Annotated in this window: 14 protein-coding genes; 11 read left to right on the forward strand and 3 right to left on the reverse strand. The window is 59.6% G+C overall.

The window, feature by feature from the left end:
- Positions 1–21 precede the first annotated feature (21 nt).
- On the forward strand, positions 22–1569 hold the full coding sequence (gene glpK / locus QP908_RS08920) for a glycerol kinase GlpK (protein WP_239269307.1): 1548 nt from the start codon (positions 22–24) through the stop codon (positions 1567–1569).
- 22 nt (positions 1570–1591) lie between these two features.
- Complete coding sequence (locus QP908_RS08925; RefSeq protein WP_239269306.1) at positions 1592–2422, forward strand: HAD family hydrolase; 831 nt, start codon at positions 1592–1594, stop codon at positions 2420–2422.
- Positions 2423–2441: 19 nt separating this feature from the next.
- Here QP908_RS08925 and QP908_RS08930 read toward each other — a convergent pair whose 3' ends face one another.
- Positions 2442–4343, reverse strand: a complete 1902-nt coding sequence (locus tag QP908_RS08930) for an N-acetylmuramoyl-L-alanine amidase (protein WP_239269305.1) — start codon at positions 4341–4343, stop codon at positions 2442–2444.
- A 158-nt stretch (positions 4344–4501) separates the two neighbouring features.
- Between QP908_RS08930 and glf the strand changes: the two genes are divergently transcribed.
- The 4 genes from glf (at position 4502) to QP908_RS08950 (ending at position 8548) form a co-directional block, all read left to right on the forward strand.
- Positions 4502–5698, forward strand: a complete 1197-nt coding sequence (glf, locus tag QP908_RS08935) for a UDP-galactopyranose mutase (protein WP_239269304.1) — start codon at positions 4502–4504, stop codon at positions 5696–5698.
- A 62-nt stretch (positions 5699–5760) separates the two neighbouring features.
- A complete protein-coding gene (locus QP908_RS08940) occupies positions 5761–5976 on the forward strand; it encodes a hypothetical protein (RefSeq protein ID WP_239269303.1) in 216 nt (71 codons plus the stop codon).
- 23 nt (positions 5977–5999) lie between these two features.
- Positions 6000–6926: an alpha/beta hydrolase gene (locus tag QP908_RS08945; protein WP_239269302.1), complete on the forward strand. Its 927-nt coding sequence runs from the start codon at positions 6000–6002 to the stop codon at positions 6924–6926.
- Between the two features lie 146 nt (positions 6927–7072).
- Positions 7073–8548 (forward strand): ATP-binding protein, encoded by a 1476-nt coding sequence (locus QP908_RS08950; protein ID WP_239269301.1) that lies wholly within the window; start codon positions 7073–7075, stop codon positions 8546–8548.
- Between the two features lie 75 nt (positions 8549–8623).
- On the opposite strand, the gene QP908_RS08955 is transcribed toward QP908_RS08950, so the two are convergent.
- Positions 8624–9376, reverse strand: coding sequence for an aminotransferase class IV (locus QP908_RS08955; RefSeq protein WP_239269300.1), 753 nt, complete (start codon positions 9374–9376; stop codon positions 8624–8626).
- On the reverse strand, positions 9373–11220 hold the full coding sequence (locus QP908_RS08960; RefSeq protein ID WP_239269299.1) for a chorismate-binding protein: 1848 nt from the start codon (positions 11218–11220) through the stop codon (positions 9373–9375). The genes QP908_RS08955 and QP908_RS08960 overlap by 4 nt, the downstream gene beginning before the upstream one ends.
- A gap of 166 nt (positions 11221–11386) precedes the next feature.
- On the opposite strand from QP908_RS08960, the gene QP908_RS08965 reads away from it, so the two are divergent.
- From QP908_RS08965 to QP908_RS08985, 5 genes are all read left to right on the forward strand, one after another.
- The gene (locus QP908_RS08965) at positions 11387–11974 is read left to right on the forward strand and encodes a three-helix bundle dimerization domain-containing protein (RefSeq protein ID WP_284772109.1); all 588 of its coding nucleotides are present in this window, start codon (positions 11387–11389) and stop codon (positions 11972–11974) included.
- Positions 11975–12116: 142 nt separating this feature from the next.
- Positions 12117–14069 (forward strand): glycosyltransferase, encoded by a 1953-nt coding sequence (locus QP908_RS08970; protein ID WP_284772110.1) that lies wholly within the window; start codon positions 12117–12119, stop codon positions 14067–14069.
- Positions 14059–14574 carry a phosphatase PAP2 family protein gene (locus QP908_RS08975; protein ID WP_284772111.1) on the forward strand — a complete coding sequence of 172 codons (516 nt, stop codon included), beginning with the start codon at positions 14059–14061 and terminating at the stop codon, positions 14572–14574. The genes QP908_RS08970 and QP908_RS08975 overlap by 11 nt, the downstream gene beginning before the upstream one ends.
- Positions 14567–15547 carry a decaprenyl-phosphate phosphoribosyltransferase gene (locus QP908_RS08980; RefSeq protein ID WP_284772112.1) on the forward strand — a complete coding sequence of 327 codons (981 nt, stop codon included), beginning with the start codon at positions 14567–14569 and terminating at the stop codon, positions 15545–15547. The genes QP908_RS08975 and QP908_RS08980 overlap by 8 nt, the downstream gene beginning before the upstream one ends.
- 62 nt (positions 15548–15609) lie before the next feature.
- Positions 15610–17304 (forward strand): arabinofuranosyltransferase AftB family protein, encoded by a 1695-nt coding sequence (locus QP908_RS08985; protein WP_284772113.1) that lies wholly within the window; start codon positions 15610–15612, stop codon positions 17302–17304.
- Positions 17305–17417: the final 113 nt, after the last annotated feature.

The raw sequence follows: 17417 nt of genomic DNA on the forward strand, positions 1-17417 counted from the left end.
TATACAGGAGAAATTAGACACATGAGTGATAAGAAATACGTCGCAGCTATTGACCAGGGAACCACGTCAACCCGCTGCATCATCTTCAACCACGATGGCGATCAGATTTCCGTGGGCCAGCTCGAGCACGAGCAGATCTTCCCAGAAAAGGGTTGGGTAGAACACGACCCGCAGGAGATCTGGAGCAACACTCGCCGCGCCGTGGGGGAGGCTTTGGCCAATGGCGATATAACAGTAGAAGATATCGACTCCGTCGGTATCACCAACCAGCGCGAAACCACAGTTGTGTGGGATAAGAACACTGGCGAGCCCGTCTACAACGCCATCGTCTGGCAGGACACCCGCACCTCCGCTATCTGTAAGGAACTGGCTGGTGAAGAGGGCCCGGATAAGTGGCGCCGCCGCACCGGCCTGCTGATCAACTCCTACCCTGCCGGCCCGAAGGTTAAGTGGATCCTCGACAATGTCGATGGCGTCCGCGAGCGCGCCGAAAAGGGCGACCTGCTCTTCGGAACCATTGACTCTTGGCTGCTGTGGAACCTTACCGGCGGTGCCGAGGGCGACGGCGACATGGAAGCGCTGCACGCAACGGACGTGACCAACGCTTCGCGTACGCTCCTCATGGACATCGAAAAGCTGGAGTGGGACGAAGAGCTGTGCAAGGAAATGGGCATTCCTATGTCCATGCTGCCGGAGATTCGCCCGTCCCTGGGTGATTTCCGCACCGTTCGGGAGCGCGGTTCCCTCGCCGGCGTACCTATTCGCGCCATCCTGGGGGACCAGCAGTCCGCTATGTTCGGCCAAGGCTGCTTCCGTGCAGGTTCGGCCAAGAACACCTACGGCACCGGCCTCTTCCTGCTGCTGAACACCGGTACCACCCCGAAGTTCTCCGATAACGGCCTGTTGACCACCGTTTGCTTCCAGCGCGAGGGCGAGCGCCCCGTGTACGCGCTGGAAGGCTCCGTATCCATGGGTGGCTCCTTGGTGCAGTGGCTGCGCGATAACCTGCAGCTCATCCCTAATTCTTCTGCCATCGAGAACTTGGCACGGGAGACCAAGGACAACGGCGGCGTTTACATTGTTCCGGCGTTCTCCGGTCTCTTCGCCCCGCACTGGCGTCCCGATGCCCGCGGCGTCATTGTGGGCCTGACCCGCTTTGCCAACCGTGGACACCTGGCCCGCGCTGTCCTCGAGGCAACCGCTTACCAGACCCGCGACGTGGCAGATGCCATGGTGGCGGACTCCGGCGTGGAAATTACCGAGCTGCGCGTGGATGGCGGCATGACCACCAACGAGCTGCTCATGCAGTTCCAGGCTGACATCTTGGGTGTGGAGGTACACCGCCCGAAGAACATTGAGACCACCGCAACCGGCGCCGCTGTTGCTGCCGGCTTGGACAATGGCTTCTGGGAAGACCTCAGCATCTTGGATACCCAGCGCGGTGACCTCACCGTATTCAAGCCCAAGATGGAACAAGAAGAGGTGGATTACCTCTACGGTGAATGGAAGCGCGCTATCAAGCGTTCCTTGAACTGGGAAGACTCCGATGAGGATGAGATGGACTTCTAAGTCCTGAAGTAAACTCGCGGGTATGGATACTTTCCCTACCCGGGCCCCTCGGCTCATCGCGAGCGATATTGACGGCACCCTGTTGGACCGCAATCATCGCGTCCCGCGTCGCAACCGCGACGCAGTGGCGCGGGCGGTGCAGCAGGGTGCTTATTTTGCGTTATCCACCGGCAGGCCCTTTCGCTGGATAGAGCCGGTGCTGGAGCAGCTCACGGTGCTCCCGGTATGTGTGACCTCAAATGGGGCGGTGCTCTATGATTCCGCGGAAGACCGCGTGCTATCCGCGCGGGAGCTTTATCCAGACGCGCTAGAAGAGGTGGTGACGGTAGCGCTGCGCGTCCTTGGCACGGTTGGCTTTGGTGCAGAGCGGGCGGGTGGCTCGCTTGCCAATGCCCCCGAGGAGCTCTTCGTCGTCGACCCGCACTACTCCGAAAATGCCCTCTTTGAAGGCTTCGGCGTCGTCAGCGTGGGCGAGCTGGTGGCACGGCCAGTGGTCAAGCTGCTTATCCGGAATACGGATTATTCCGCGCCAGAACTCTATGACTTGATTGCGCCTCATATTGATCCGGAGCTGGCGCATATCACCTACTCCATGCAGGAGGGCGTGCTCGAGGTCGCGGCCCCCAACGTCACCAAGCGCCGCGGCGTGGAGTGGTTGGCCAAGCAGCATGGGATAGCGCAGGAAGAAACCATTGCCTTTGGCGATATGCCCAACGATATTGAGATGCTCACGTGGGCCGGCTGTGGGGTGGCAATGGAAAACGCCCTCCCGGCGGTGAAGGCGGCCGCTGATGCGGTCACCGTGGCCAACCACCAGGCGGGCGTGGCAAAGGTTTTGGAGCGCTGGTTCTAACTCCCACTCCACGGGGAGGCTAGTCGGTGTAGATGTCTACCTTTTCGGTATCCATGTTGTAGACAATCTCGCCGCCCTGGAACTGGACGCGGATTTCCTTGCCGTCTTTCATCTCGTTTGTGGTGGGCAGTCCGAGTTTGGAAGCGTTATCGCCTTCTGCCCACTTCTTGGCAATCTCTCCGGTCAGGGCCTTTGCCCCAGAGTCCTCGGAGGAGAGGACCACACCGTTTTTGAAGAGCTGGTACATGATCTTGCCGGAATCGGTGGTGTCAGGTCCGCCAACGGCGAGACCCAAGACTGGGCCAAAGGCGTTCAGGACGGAGGTCCAGGATTCCTTGAGGCCTTCGTTATTAGAAAGCTGCACAACCTTGTTGACGATCTTCGGAATCTCGCCGACGGTAAGCTCACCCGCAACCTTCTTATCGGCATCCGGCTGCGCTACGCGGTCATTGGCAACCAAGACGCCGAACACGGTGGCGGCGATGCCAGCCAAGGCTTGGATGGTCGATACTGGAACATCGACACCAGCGATGGAAGAGGTGGTATCTCCCGAGGTGGACTGATCGCCGCCACTCGATGGCGACTTCTTATCCCAGTTCATTGCTGCGGAGTTACCGCCAGCCTTAACAGCGTCGTACTTCTTTTTGGTGTTCTTGCGGATCTCGTCCCAGTGCTGCACGGTGTAGCGACCAGGGCACTGGGTGTAGTGGAAATCATTGTGACCGCTGAAGGCAGGCACGGTTGCCTGCGCACCGGCTGGAAAGCGGGAGCCGCCAAAGCCGCCAGAGGTCAGGGTAGCGGTGCCCGTGGGATCGATGCCGGAAATTGCTGCCTTCCACCCGGCAATTTCTGCCACCGAGTTCAGCATCTTCTGTGATGGTTCCTCAATTTCGTAGTTACCAATCATGGAAATACCCCAGTTATGGGAGTTGAAGCCACCAACGTGTGCGCCCTGGACGGCCTTGTCCAGCCCGCCGTAGCGGCCCTCGTAGATGGTACCGAACTTATCCACGAGCACGTTGTATCCAATATCGCACCAGCCCAGATTCTGGGCGTGGTACTCGTAGGCAGCGCGAACCTGTGCGGCAGCCTGTGCCGGGGTGTAGTTATTGGAGCCCGCGGTGTGGTGCAGCGTCATCGCCTTGATGCCGTCATCGTAGGTGGGCTGTTGGCAGCGCTTGGATTCATCGGCGCCCCACCCAGAGCGGGACACTACCTTGGGCATGCCATCGGTGGCGGCAGTAGGTTCGATGGCTTGGCCTTCTTGGGCATTGCCGTCCATAAAGACGGCATCCAGGTCCGACACGGTGGTGCGGTCGGTGTTGTTTTCATCAGCTACAGGGGCGATATCGCCGACGTTAGAAGGCTGCGAGGCGGCGCGGTTGGCATCCGCAGCGCCGGCTGCTTTATCGGGCAACTCAGCATCGTCATCCAGGTTGGAACCGGTTACTAGGTCTACATTGGCCATGGATACCTGCACATCGTTGGTATCGCCTACGTAAATAAGCTCGGTACCGTTCTTGCCATCGCCGTAGTTCATGGCATCCATATCGAACCATTCGCTCCAGGAGCCGTCCTCCTGCTTGGAGCGGACGAAGGAGTGCACGTCGCGCTTGCCCTCCCAGGTCACGGCGAACATGTTGAATGTCTCGTCGCGGTGGAAGTGCTTGACGGCACGTGGGCCCTCGCCATCGCCTTGCGCTGCCACGGCGGGGTCATCAACGACGACGGAGTCGGCGTTGCTAAAGCTTTCAGAGGCGTTTTTCACCTCGATAGGTCCGCCAGAACCGGAGTCCTGGGTTTTAAGGACCTGCTGGCCGCCGAATGCGGCCGCCATGACGAGGGCAATGGAGGAAACCGTCGCGATGACGGGTGTGGACCACGGTGACCTCGTGGGGACTAGTCGACGTCGTTGCTTCACTCTATTCTCCCTGGGTTGAGTTAGGTGCCGATGTAGCTGTAAAAACGGTTGCCAAAAGTTAACAGTTGATAGTGATGCTACGAGTGTGACAACTGTGAATCTTGTTGCGACACGCCGATGACCCGTGTTCCCCTCTGGAGTGCAATAAAGTGGAAGCCATGACTTCTTATGACCTCATCGTTGTTGGTTCCGGATTCTTTGGCCTGACCGTTGCGGAAAGGGCCGCTAGCCAGCTGGGAAAGAAGGTGCTCATCGTCGAGCGCCGCGAGCACCTGGGCGGCAATGCCTATTCCGAGGCGGAACCCACCACCGGAATTGAAGTGCACAAATACGGCGCGCACCTCTTCCACACCTCCAATAAGCGCGTGTGGGAGTACTGCAACCAGTTCACCGATTTCACCGACTACCAGCACCGCGTCTTTGCCATGCACGATGGCACCGCCTACCAATTCCCCATGGGGCTGGGGCTTATCAACCAATTCTTCGGCCGGTACTACTCGCCCGATGAGGCCCGCGAACTGATCAAAGACCAGGCCGGCGAATTCTCTGCGGATGAGGCCAAAAACCTGGAAGAAAAGGCCATCGCGCTTATCGGACGCCCGCTCTATGAGGCGTTCATCCGCGACTACACCGCCAAGCAGTGGCAGACCGACCCCAAGGAACTGCCGGCCAGCAATATCACCCGCCTGCCGGTGCGCTACACCTTCAATAACCGCTACTTCAACGACACCTACGAAGGCCTGCCCGTCGATGGCTATGCGGCGTGGTTAGAAAACATGGCGGATCATGAAAACATCGAGGTCCGCCTGGATACCGATTGGTTCGATGTTCGCGAGGATCTGCGCGCCGATTCCCCGGATGCTCCCGTAATCTACACCGGCCCGCTGGACCGCTACTTTGACTTCGCCGAAGGCGAGCTCGGCTGGCGCACCCTGGATTTCGACCTCGAAGTGCTCGATACTGGCGACTTCCAAGGCACCCCGGTGATGAACTACAACGATGCCGATGTGGACTTCACCCGCATCCACGAGTTCCGCCACTTCCACCCAGAGCGCAAGGACCGTTACCCCTCCGATAAGACGGTCATCATGAAGGAGTACTCGCGCTTTGCCGATAAGGGCGATGAGCCGTATTACCCCATCAATACCCCGGAGGATCGCTCCAAGCTGGAGGCGTACCGCAAACTAGCCGCCCAAGAAGCCAAGGAAAACAAGGTGTTATTCGGCGGCCGCTTGGGCACCTATCAGTACTTGGATATGCACATGGCCATCGGCGCCGCGCTGTCCCTATTCGATAACAAGCTCGTGCCCTTCTGGAACGAGGGCAAGGCCATCGAGCAAGAGCGCGGACACTAAGAGCTGCTAATCTGCCCTGGGCACGCTATGCTTAGTCACCTCACAGGTTAGGAGGTGACGGCATGGCTCAACGCAAGAAATACACCAAGCCCGGGCACGCGGACCGCAGCATGTGGAAGATGTCCCCGGAGCGGCTCCAGGAGCATTTGAAACTGCGCAGCCGCGCAACGCGCATTCCCGATAAGAAAAAGCAGCAAGCAAAGAAGGCCTGCCGGAACACCCGGCGGGCCTTTCCGCTACTTAACCCCGCGATTATGAGTGCTTGCATTGCCCAATAGATGCAGCACTGGAAAGTATTTTTATGGTGTTTATTCAGCCCGAAGCCCAAAAATTCCTCGACCTGAACAGGGATGCCCCACAGCTGGACACGCGTACTCCTGAAGAAAACCGCGCCGCCCAGCAGAAGACGGCAGCGGCTTGGGGCAAGAAAACCCCGATGGTTTCCGTGTACGAGACCTCGGTGCGCGGTGTCACGGTGCGGGTTTATGTGCCACAGGCGCCCGCGCTTGCCGATGCCCCAGCAGCGCCTGCCTTCATCTTCTTCCACGGCGGCGGCTGGGTGCTGGGGGATTTAGAGACCACGGATACAACCGTGCGGGACATTGCCGCAGAAGCGGGAATCATCTGTATCAGCGTGCACTATCGCCGTGCACCGGAGCACCCTTTCCCGGCGCCACTAGATGATTGCCGTGCAGTAGTAGACGGGGTGCTACAAGGAGAATTGGGGATCGGCATCGATCCAACGCGCGTTGCCGTGGGCGGAGACAGCGCGGGCGGCAATATCGCAGCGGTGATCGCACAAGAACTGCGCGATCAGCTGGCTCATCAGGTGCTGATTTACCCCGTCATGGATTTATCCACCTTTGACACGCAATCCCATTCGGATTTTAGCGATGGCTATTACCTCACCAGGCGGCGCCTTAACTATTTTTATGATTCTTATGCTGGCGCTGCAGACCGCACGGATATCCGTATGTCTCCCGGCAGGAATGGCGATCTGGCGGGGCTGCCTCCAGCGACGGTGATTACCGGTGAACTTGATCCGTTGGTCTCTGAAGTAAGTGACTACGTTGGGCGGATGCTCAATGCGGGAAATGTAGTGAGCTCTATCGAATTTAAGGGCCAAGTCCATCCGTTCGTCCAGATGGGCGGGATCATTTCGGATGCACTGATTGCGCGCACCATTATTGGCAGCGAATTAAAGCGTGCGCTGCGAGGCCAAGGCTAAAGGCCGCGATCTGCCGGAGCCAAAGGGAAGCGCGGCGTGAACACCCAACACTCAACACAACACTCAACATGTGCAGTGTTGTGTTGAGTGTTTGTGTAGTGTTATGTGTAATGCTCGGCTGAAGGTGAGAGGCAAGCGGGGAAGCGATGGACCTAGAAGAAATTGAGCGGATTGTTCACAATCTGCGTGCCATAGGCAAAGACACCAGCATGGTCGAAGTAAAAGCAGCTGGCGGAGGCCTTCCCAAGAAGATAACGCGGTCGGTGTCTGCTTTTGCCAACGGAAAAGGCGGAACGATCATCTTTGGTCTCGATGAGGACTCAGGGTTTCTTCCCGTCGAAGGCTTCCAAGCCGAGCCCATAGCCAAAGCATTCGTGGAGGCCTGCGCGGAGAAATTGACCCCTGCTGTCCGTGCCGATGTGGAAATTGGTGCTGTCGATGGCGCGCCGGTAGTAGTTGCGGAAATTCCAGAGCTTGCACCCTTTGATAAACCATGCTGGGTTACTGCGCAATCTAAATACAACGGCAGCTACATTCGCGAGCACGATGAAGACCGGTTATTGAAGCCCTATGAAATCGATCGTCTCGAAGAAAATAAGATGCAGCCCTCGTGGGATCTGGAGGTCGTGGAGGCGGCTACTATTGCAGACCTCGATCGGGACATCGTCCAGCAAATCCTAGAGCGCGAACGCAGCCTGCGGCCAGGGATCTTTGGCAAGTTCTCTGATGAAAGGGCATTGAAAGCCCTGCATCTCACCGGCGTGGGAGATGATGGGGATGTTCATCCAACCTTGGCTGGCTTATTAGCAGCTGGCATTTATCCGCAAGAATTTTTCCCGCGGCTCAATGTAACTTTTACTGCTTATGTGGGAACGGATAAGACGTCGACCAAAGGCCAAAGATTTGTTGATAACGCGAGTTTTGTAGGCCCGATTCCGGAATTGGTGCCAGCGGTGGTTTTCGCGGTTGAGAAAAATATGCGGGTAGGTGGCGTCGTCGACGGGGCGTTCCGAGAAGACCTGCCGGATTATCCGCCAGTAGCAGTCAGGGAAGCAGTTGCTAATGCGCTCATGCACAGGGACTATTCTCCCCAGGCTAGAGGGACACAGGTTCAGGTTGATATGTACGCTGACCGCCTAGAAATCATTAATCCGGGTGGCCTTTTTGGGATGGTGAACGTCAATAACCTTGGGGATCCGGGCATGACAAGTGCGAGGAATCAGCACCTGTCTCAGCTATTGGAGGTAACGGCTATCTCCGGCGGGTCTGGGTACGTGGCGGAAAATCGTGGAACTGGCTACATTGAGATTCTTGACCAGCTGCAAAAGACACTTCTTCCTCCGCCGAAGCCGACGGATTCGTTGACCACGTTTAAGCTAACTTTTGAACGGCGTGAAATGACTTTGCCAGAGCGGAGTGCGTCTATACACGGCGGTTCTAGTGAACGGATTCTGGAGTATTTGGCTCAGCATCAGTCTGCGAATAGCCGTGAGTTGGCGGCGGCCGCCGGGATTTCTGTTGGTGGGGTGCGCAGAATCCTGAACCAATTGGTAGATAGTGGAAGGATCGAGCGTACGGAGCCTTTGCGCAGCCCTAAACAGAGGTATCGCTTGGTGAGGTAGGTGGGCGCCTGAACACCCAACACTCAACACGAACACTCAACACAACACTCAACATGTGCAGTGTTGTGTTGAGTGTTATGTGTAGTGTTCGCCTGCACCCGCGGGGCTAAAACCCTGCCACCACCAGTTTTGCCAGATTGCGGCCTCCGGGTGCGGCGGTGGAGTGATGGTGTCGTGTGGTGTGTGTATGGAGCTGACGGGGCTAATTCCATGCAGTGAGTTGATAAACCACAGGGGACATTCCGCAGCGAGTGCCGGGGTCAATGGGTGCTGCGCGGTGGAAAGTCCCAAGTCATTGCAGCGGTGCAGGACTTGGCGCAGGGTCACGCTGGGCAGGCGCACGCCGGTAGGAAGCAGGAGCGTGTCGCCGTCCCAGGCGATGAGCGCGCCGGTGGTGGTTTCTGCGATGGCACCGTGGGCATCGACAATCGCGGTGTCATCGGTGCCGCTTACCTGATACTGGCTGCGGTAAGCAGCCAGGGCGGGCAAGTCCGGGCCTTTAACTAGAGGCTGCACGCGGGGATCGGGGGCCTGTGTATAAGTAAGGCGCGTGTGGGCGCGCGGAGCCGGGGCAGGCCGGATATCGAGGTAAAGCTCGCCGGCCATGAGGGCGATGCGGGGGAAAAGCTCGCCATCTGAAAGGAGCTCCAGCATGGCGGGGACGAAGCTTACGGGCAAGGTCCCGGCGGCGGATTCGAAGCGCTCCAAGTGCAGGTGGAGACCGTGCGTGCGGCCTTGCGAATGCCGCCAAGAATCGGCCACGGTGCAGGGGTCAGCCGGTGGGGTGCAGGGGATGAAGGCGCCGTCGCGCCAGATATAGGAACTCATGACCACGCCCCGAGGACCGATTGGGCCTTGAGGTTTCTTTCGGCCAGCTCGGCTGCGGGATCGGAATCGAGGACGATGGCCCCGCCGGCGCCGACGGTGACCTCGGAACCCGCGCGCACCGCGGTGCGGATGACCACGCTGAAATCAGCCTCGCCGGAATACCCGAGGTAGCCCACGATGCCGGAATAGACGCCGCGGGGTCCTGCCTCGAGGGCATCGATAATCTCGCAGGTGCGCAGCTTCGGCGCGCCGGTCATAGAACCGGGCGGGAAGGCGGCGCGGATGGCGTCGAGCGCGGTGGCGCCGGGGCGCAATTGGCCGGTGATCGTGGAGACGAGCTGGTGCACGGTGGCGTAGCTTTCCACGTTCATCAACCCCGGAACGCGCACGGTGCCGGGTTCGCACACGCGGGATAAATCGTTGCGCAAAAGGTCCACGATCATGAGGTTCTCGGCGCGGGTTTTGGGGTCATCGCGAAGCAGCGCGGGGTCCTGGTGGGCTGGAATGGTGCCCTTGATGGGCTTGGCCTCGACGCGGTTATCGCGCACGCTAAGGAAGCGCTCGGGCGAGGCGCTGCAGATTTCCACGCCGTCGAAGACCAGATGCGCCGCGTACGGTGCCGGGTTGTGCCGGCGCAGCGCAGCATAAATATCGCCGGTGGCCTGCGCGGTATAGGTATCGGTCAGGCATACCTCGTAGCTTTCCCCAGCGTGCAAGAGCTCTTGGGCGCGCTGGATTCGGTCAAGGTAGTCGGTGGTGCGCCAGGCGCCCGCGCTTGCCGATGCCCCCTCGTTTCCCACCTGCCCGCCTTTCAGGGCTGCCTCCAACCGGTCGAGCAGGCCTTGTGCGCCTTCGCCGTCGAGGCAGCACAGGTATGCCACTTGCCGGTGGTGGTCGTAGATAAGGAAGGACTGCGGCCGGATGAAGTAGGCATCGGGATACGGCGAGCGGTGGCGCAGCTGGATGGGCAGGGTAAGCTGCGCGCATTCGTAGCCGAGGAAACCGACCACCCCGCCGGTAAACGGCAAATCCGGCGCGTCAAAGACCTGCGTGGATAGCTCGCGCTCGAGGGTGGTGAGGATATCGGGGGCATCGCCAAGCCGGTAGCGAAAGGATCTGCTAAGCGGACCGGTGGCATCGCCAAGAATGCTATAGCACCCGCGCGCGTCGGCGGAGTCGAGGAAGAAGGCATCGGTGCCGTCTGCCTGCAGCGCCGCGAAGACGCTGGGGCAGTCAATCGCGCCGGGGACCTCGCGGTGGAGGAGGCGAAAACCGCCGAGGAAATTGCGCAGCAGGGTCGCGCCATGTTGTGTCAGCACCGATTCGGGGTGGAATTGCACGCCCCAATGCGGCAGGCCATCGACCTTGAGGGCCTGGACGGTGCCGTCCTCGCTGCGGGCGTGCACGGTGATGCCGGGGGTGGGCTCAATGTGCAGGGAGTGGTAGCGCACCGCCTGAAAGTCCTGCGGGATGGTGGCGAAAAGTCCCTCGCCGGAGTGGCTGATGGTGGATACGAAGCCGTGGCGCGGTTCGGGCGCGCGGCGTATGCGGGCACCGGCGAGCATCGCCAGACCCTGATGGCCGAGGCAGACGCCAAGCAGGGGAATTCGCGCTGTGGCGGCCGCCTCGATAACGCGCCGGGACGTGCCAAAGTCGTTGTCTTCCTCCGGGGTTCCCGGACCAGGGGAGATAACCACGTGGCTGAACTCGCCGGCGCGCACGCGCTCTGGGATGCCGGCGGCCTCGCCCGCGGGAACGACGAGTGGCTCGGTTCCAGAGACCTCTGCGATGAGGTGCGCGAGGTTAAACGTGTACGAGTCGTAATTATCAATGAGCAGGATCATCAAAGGCAGAGTCTATAGCCCAGTGCGCCCCACGCGTAACTTGCTCCACGGGAGGTCTAACTATTGGGTTATGACCAATCAATTGACGGATGTCACACCGCGCTGTAAGGTTAACTTTAAGTTAACAAAAAGCAAACGGGGAAAGAATCCAGGAAAGGGGATAACAATGAACCAGTTTGAAACCCTCCGGCATGACCTACATACCAAGTACGGTCACGGATATACCCGTGCTGAAATCGATGCGAAGTTGGACGAGGTCATCGCCAAGCACACCGCCAACGCCGAGCTCGTGGAATTCATCCCCGTGCTGGTAGAGCGCGAGGTGCGCGAGTTCTTCGGTGCCCACCGCATCCACGTTCGCTTCGCCGCGGGCAATAACCACGCCCTGGCCAAGGCCGCAGCGGACCTTACCAAGAAGCACGCGGGGGAGGCGCTTTACGTCGACACCGCCGCAGCCCACCCGGAAAATGACGGCAATGACCACCTGGCCCACGTTATGAGCGAGCGCGGCATGGGCCAGGCTCCCAAGAAGTACCTCGAAGAGGTGCGGACCGTGGCCATGCCGGACTACATCGTGTACCTGGGCCGCGAGGTCGAGCGCGATGAGGCCGGCAAGGACATCAAGATCTGGGACATTGCCCCGGCTGAGACCGTTGAGCAGGCCCGCGAGCTTGCCGATGACCTAGAAGCCCGCGTCTACTACATGCTGAACAAGCTGGGCATCGACCCGGTAACCGAGCGCGTGAGCGCATAAGGTAGGCGCCATAAGCCCTGGGCCGAGGAGGAATTCCTCGGCCCTTCTTTTATTGTCCGCGTGTAAACCCGAGCAGTCGCGCGAAAGCAACTACGCTAGGTCGCTGACTACTGTTTAAATCGTTTGGAGAATCGAAGCAATCGTGACTGCCAACAACACCTCGGCCTATGAGCCCCTGCAGCGAATCTTGCTGCCCAAGCGCGGCGAACCCTTTGACGTACGCATGCTCTACCTCATCGAGGCCGAGCAAAACCGCGAACGCCTCAGCTGGTTTAACCGCACCTCCGTCACCATCCCGGCCGGCGAGGAAGCATCTTTTGAAACCTACTTCAACGCCTTCCCAGCCTCCTACTGGCGCCGCTGGTCCCAGCTGCGTTCCGTAATCCTCAGCCTAGACATTGAGGGTCAAGCAAATATTTCCCTCTACCGCTCCAAGCAGGATGGTCAGCGCATTTCCGTGGCCAACCACCTGGTAGGCACCGGCCACCATGAGTTCGAGCTGCCGCTTAAGAACTTCGAGGACGGCGGCTGGCTGTGGTTCGATATCACCGCCGAGCAGGAAACCACGCTTGCCGACGCCGCCTGGTGCTCCCCCCACGCCCCCGGCCCACAGCTTTTGCCGGACGGCACCGAGCAGCCGGCGCAGGACAAGCGCGTGGCGGTTGGCATCCCCACCTTTAACCGCCCGACCGATGCCGTGGCAGCGCTCAAGGCACTGGCCGAGGACCCGGTGGTAGACGAGATCATCGACTTCGTCCTCATGCCGGACCAAGGCAACCAGCACCCGGCCGATGAGCCCGGCTACGACGAGGCGGTAGCGCACTTTGGCGATCGCTTCCGCGAATTCCGCCAGGGCAACCTTGGCGGTTCCGGCGGCTATTCCCGCATCATGTATGAGGCGCTGGAGAACACGGATTCGCCCTTCATCTTGTACATGGACGATGACATCGCCATCGAACCGGACTCCGTGCTGCGCGCGGTGCAGGCCGCGCGCTATGCGGAAAAGCCGATCATCGTCGGCGGGCAGATGCTCAACCTGCAGGAGCGTTCCCAGCTGCGCACCACCGGTGAGCAGGTCAATCGTTCCGATTTCATGTGGGGTGCCGCGCCGCACGCCGTGTACGACCACGACTTTGCCAAGTACCCGCTGCGCGCCATCGGCACGCCAGAAACCCATGTGGATCCAAAGAAGTACGATTCTCGCGCGCTGCACCGCCGCGTAGACGTGGAATATAACGGCTGGTGGATGTGCCTGTTCCCGCGCGTGGTGGCAGAGACTAACGGTCAACCACTGCCGCTGTTTATCAAGTGGGACGATACCGAGTACTCCCTGCGCGCAGCCCGCAATGGCTTCCCCACGGTGACCTGGCCGGGCGCGGCCATCTGGCACATGGCCTGGGCGGATAAGGACGATGCCATTGACTGGCAGGCCTATTTCCACCTGCGCAACCGCTTGATTGTGGCTTCGCTGTACCACGATGGCGCGGTATCCGGCATTACCAAGTCCATCTTTAAGTCCACGCTCAAGCACACCATGTGCATGGAATACTCCACCATGGCCATCCAAATCGAGGCCATGAAGGACTTCCTGGCGGGGCCGGATCACCTCTTCGATATCTTGGATACCTCGCTGCCGCGCATTGCGGAGATCCGCAAGAACTACTCGGATGCGGTCATCATCGAATCTGCAGATCAGTTGCCGGCGCCGACCGGCGCGCCGGGCGTTCCCACCCGCAATGTGGGCGGGCGCTTGGCCAAGGTCAAGAAGCTGCCGTGGGCGGCAAAGGGTCTTAAGCACCTGCTAAGCAAGGAGGACCCAGCGCACCACGCGGCACCGCAGTTGAACCTCACCCCAGAAGAAGCGCGTTGGTTCACCCTCTCCCGTCTTGATTCCGCCACCGTATCCACGGCGGGTGGCACGGGCGTGGCCTTCCGCAAGCGTGACCGCGATTTGGCCAAGGAACTCATCGTCGACACCCGCAGCCTGCTGAAGGAAATTGAAGAAAACTTCGATGACTTGCGCGCGCAATACCGCGCCGCGTTGCCGGAATTGACCGCGCGGTCCTCCTGGAAGAAGGTTTTTGATGCCCAATAAGCTTTCTATCGCAGAATCCCGCGTCCTAGAGTCCATCCAGAACGCTGCCTTTGACGTGCCGGGAGTGCTGCCCGCCGCCCGCGGTTTAAGCCACTTGGGCGAGCACGCCCTAGGCTGGATGGGCAGCGCGGCCCTAGGGGCCGGCTTGGACAAGCAGCGCCGTGAGGAGTGGATTCGGATTGGTGCCGCGGCGTTTACCGCGCATGCGGCAAGCGTGGTTCTCAAGCGAATCGTGCGGCGCAAGCGGCCCGATTATTCCTACGTGCGCGTTGGGGTCAAGACTCCCTCGCGCCTATCCTTCCCGTCCTCGCATGCCACCTCCACCACCGCCTTCTTGGTGGGCCTATCCCGCTTGACGGGTTCCAAGGCGCCGCTTGTGGGAGTGCCGGTGATGATGGCATCGCGTATGGTGCTCGGGGTGCACTATCCAACCGATACCGTCGCGGGTGCAGCCATTGGCGCTGCCACCGCGCGGGCAATGACGAAGGGAAAGACGCATGAGTGAGGACGGCAACCAGCACTTTCTCCATTCGGAGCCGCATACGTCCGGCGTCGATACCGGCCGTAAGCGCAAGCCGCCGAAAAATTTGGCCGATGGCATGGTCAAGGCCCTGCGCCCGAAGCAGTGGGTAAAAAACATCCTCGTACTGGCCGCGCCCGCCGCGGCCGGTGCGGACTCGCTCTTTCACGGGCGCGTGCTTGTCGATGTCCTCCTGGCATTCATCGTCTTCTGCCTCGGCGCTTCTTCCATCTATCTGATCAATGACGCCAAGGATTGGCGCGAGGACCAAGAGCACCCGACCAAGCGCTTCCGCCCAATCGCCTCGGGCGTGCTGCCCATCAAGGTGGCCTATGTCATGGCCGTGGTGCTCGTTGCCCTGTCCATCGGGCTGTCCTTCTTGGCCACCGCGGGATCAGAGCTAGCCATCGTCATGGCGGTTTATATTGCCCTGCAGCTTGGCTATTGCTTTGGTTGGAAGCATATACCAGTCATCGATATTGCGCTGGTGTCCTCCGGATTCATGCTGCGCACCATGGCCGGCGGCGTGGCCGCCGATATTGAGCTTTCGCAGTGGTTCTTGCTGGTCGCTGCCTTTGGTTCGCTCTTTATGGCCTCCGGTAAGCGCTATGCCGAAATCCTGCTGGTGGAAAAGACCGGCGCGAAGATCCGCAAATCCTTGCAGGGCTATACGCCGACCTACCTGCGCTTTGTCTGGACGCTAGCGGCCACCGCCGTGGTGGTCTTCTATTCTCTGTGGGGCTTTGAGCTGGCTAATGCCGCAACCTCTGGTGGCGTCTGGTACCAGATTTCCATGGTGCCGTTTACCATCGCCATCCTGCGCTATGCCGCCGATGTGGACCGCGGCCAGGGCGGGGCGCCGGAAGAAATCGCGTTGGGGGACCGCACCCTGCAGATCCTCGCCATCGCTTGGCTGGCCTGCATCGCCATGGCCGTCTACATCATGCCATTGGTCTAAGCAGCGGTGGCATAGACGTGTTGAACTAGAAGATCTTGAGGGAACTGATATACTCACCCGACGTGGTTAACACCGGTAACAAGAGAATCGTACGTTGGAGCGTACCCGCCTCGGTTCTTATTATCGGTGTTTTTTCTTTGTGGGGTGGCTTTGCCCGCCGCTGGATCGCCGATGATGGACTCATCGTCCTGCGCACCGTCCGCAACTTAGAGGCCGGCAACGGGCCTGTGTTCAATGTGGGCGAGCGCGTCGAGGCCAATACCTCCACGGTCTGGCAATACCTCATCTTTGTGGCGCGGTGGGTAAGCGGTGCTGAGCTCGAAACGATCGCCATCTACCTCGGGCTTATCCTGGCGGTTGCGGCGATGGTGGTGGGCACGTGGGCATCGGCAAGCATGCACAAGGGAATTGTTCTTCCCGCTGGTGCCTTGGTGTATCTGGCCCTGCCACCGGCACGGGACTTTTTTACCTCCGGCTTGGAATGGAGCCTGTGTCTTTTCTACTTGGCCGTCTTGTGGTGGATGCTGATTTCATGGGCGCGACCGCGACAAGAATTGCCGCCCGAGCCTCTCGTGTATGGGTTGGCATTCTGGGCGGGGCTGTCCTGGCTCATTCGCCCTGAGCTCGCCCTGTATGGCGGCTTGGTTGGCGTTGTACTCATAGTGAGCACGCGTTCGTGGAAGGTTATCGCTGCCGCCTTGCCCCTGCCCCTGGGGTATCAAGTCTTCCGCATGGGCTACTACGGCCTGCTTACGCCTCATACCGCCGTTGCGAAATCCGCGGCCGGTTCCGCGTGGGGCAAAGGGTTTGCGTATCTGGGTGACTTTATGGCGCCCTACGCGCTGTACCTCCCACTCATCGTGCTGGCAGTGGCGGCGCTATGGAACGCCAATTTTCGCCCGCCGGCGCTGCGCTCGCTGCAGACTGTGGTTTATATCTTCCTGGGCGCTGCGCTTTTGCATGCCCTGTATGTTGTGCACGTGGGCGGCGATTTTATGCATGGACGCATGTTGCTGCTTCCGCTTTTTGCTGCGCTCCTGCCCATCTTCGTAGTTAATCTACGAACCTGGTGGGCTGCCGTATTCTCTGCGGTGTGGGCTCTCGTTATTGTCGTGCATGGCCACCCGGTAGACCGCGCTGCGTACGCGGGGAAGCTTACTGTTGTGGATGAGCGGGACTATTGGACCGATATCACCAACCGGCAGGAACCACCTCGCCGGGCCGAGGATTTCCTGGGTATGGATGTGATGAATGACTACGAAAAAGCGGTGCAGGACTTGGCAGCCGGCGATGCCATGACCTTCCGCTATAGCAAGGAAGGGGGCCAACCATCGTGGACGACGGTGCCCGCGGATCCGGAACGCTCCGATCCTCCCACTGTGTATTTTGTTAACCTCGGTCTTACTTCTATGAATGCCCCGCTTGAGGTGCGCGTGCTCGATGAAATTGGGCTCAGTAATCCCCTAGCAGCGCGCCAGCCCCGCATCGAGGGCGGGCGCATTGGCCATGATAAGAGCCTTGGTGTGGCGTGGCAGATTGCCGATTCTGCAGTGGATATTGACTCCCTATTGCTGGGGCAGGATAAAGATTCCGCGTGGCAAGCACGCACTGCGCTTAATGATGCCAATTTCCAGAAACTCTTTGCCACCTATAGGCAACCGCTAACCTGGGGCCGATTCTTAGAAAATATTAAATTTTCCCTGACAGAGGGAAGAACCCTAACCTTTTCCTCCGATCCGGGGGATTACCTGCAATGATGGTTGATAATGAGGCAAAAAGCCTGTGAGTGAACTACACTGCCTTTCAGTGAGGTTTTCGCTGAGGGGTGTTAACGATTCACAGGTTCCCAGCGATAAAGCCAAAGAACAAT

It is taken from the genome of Corynebacterium sp. MSK204 (genome assembly GCF_030229885.1).
Classification (GTDB): Bacteria; Actinomycetota; Actinomycetes; order Mycobacteriales; family Mycobacteriaceae; genus Corynebacterium.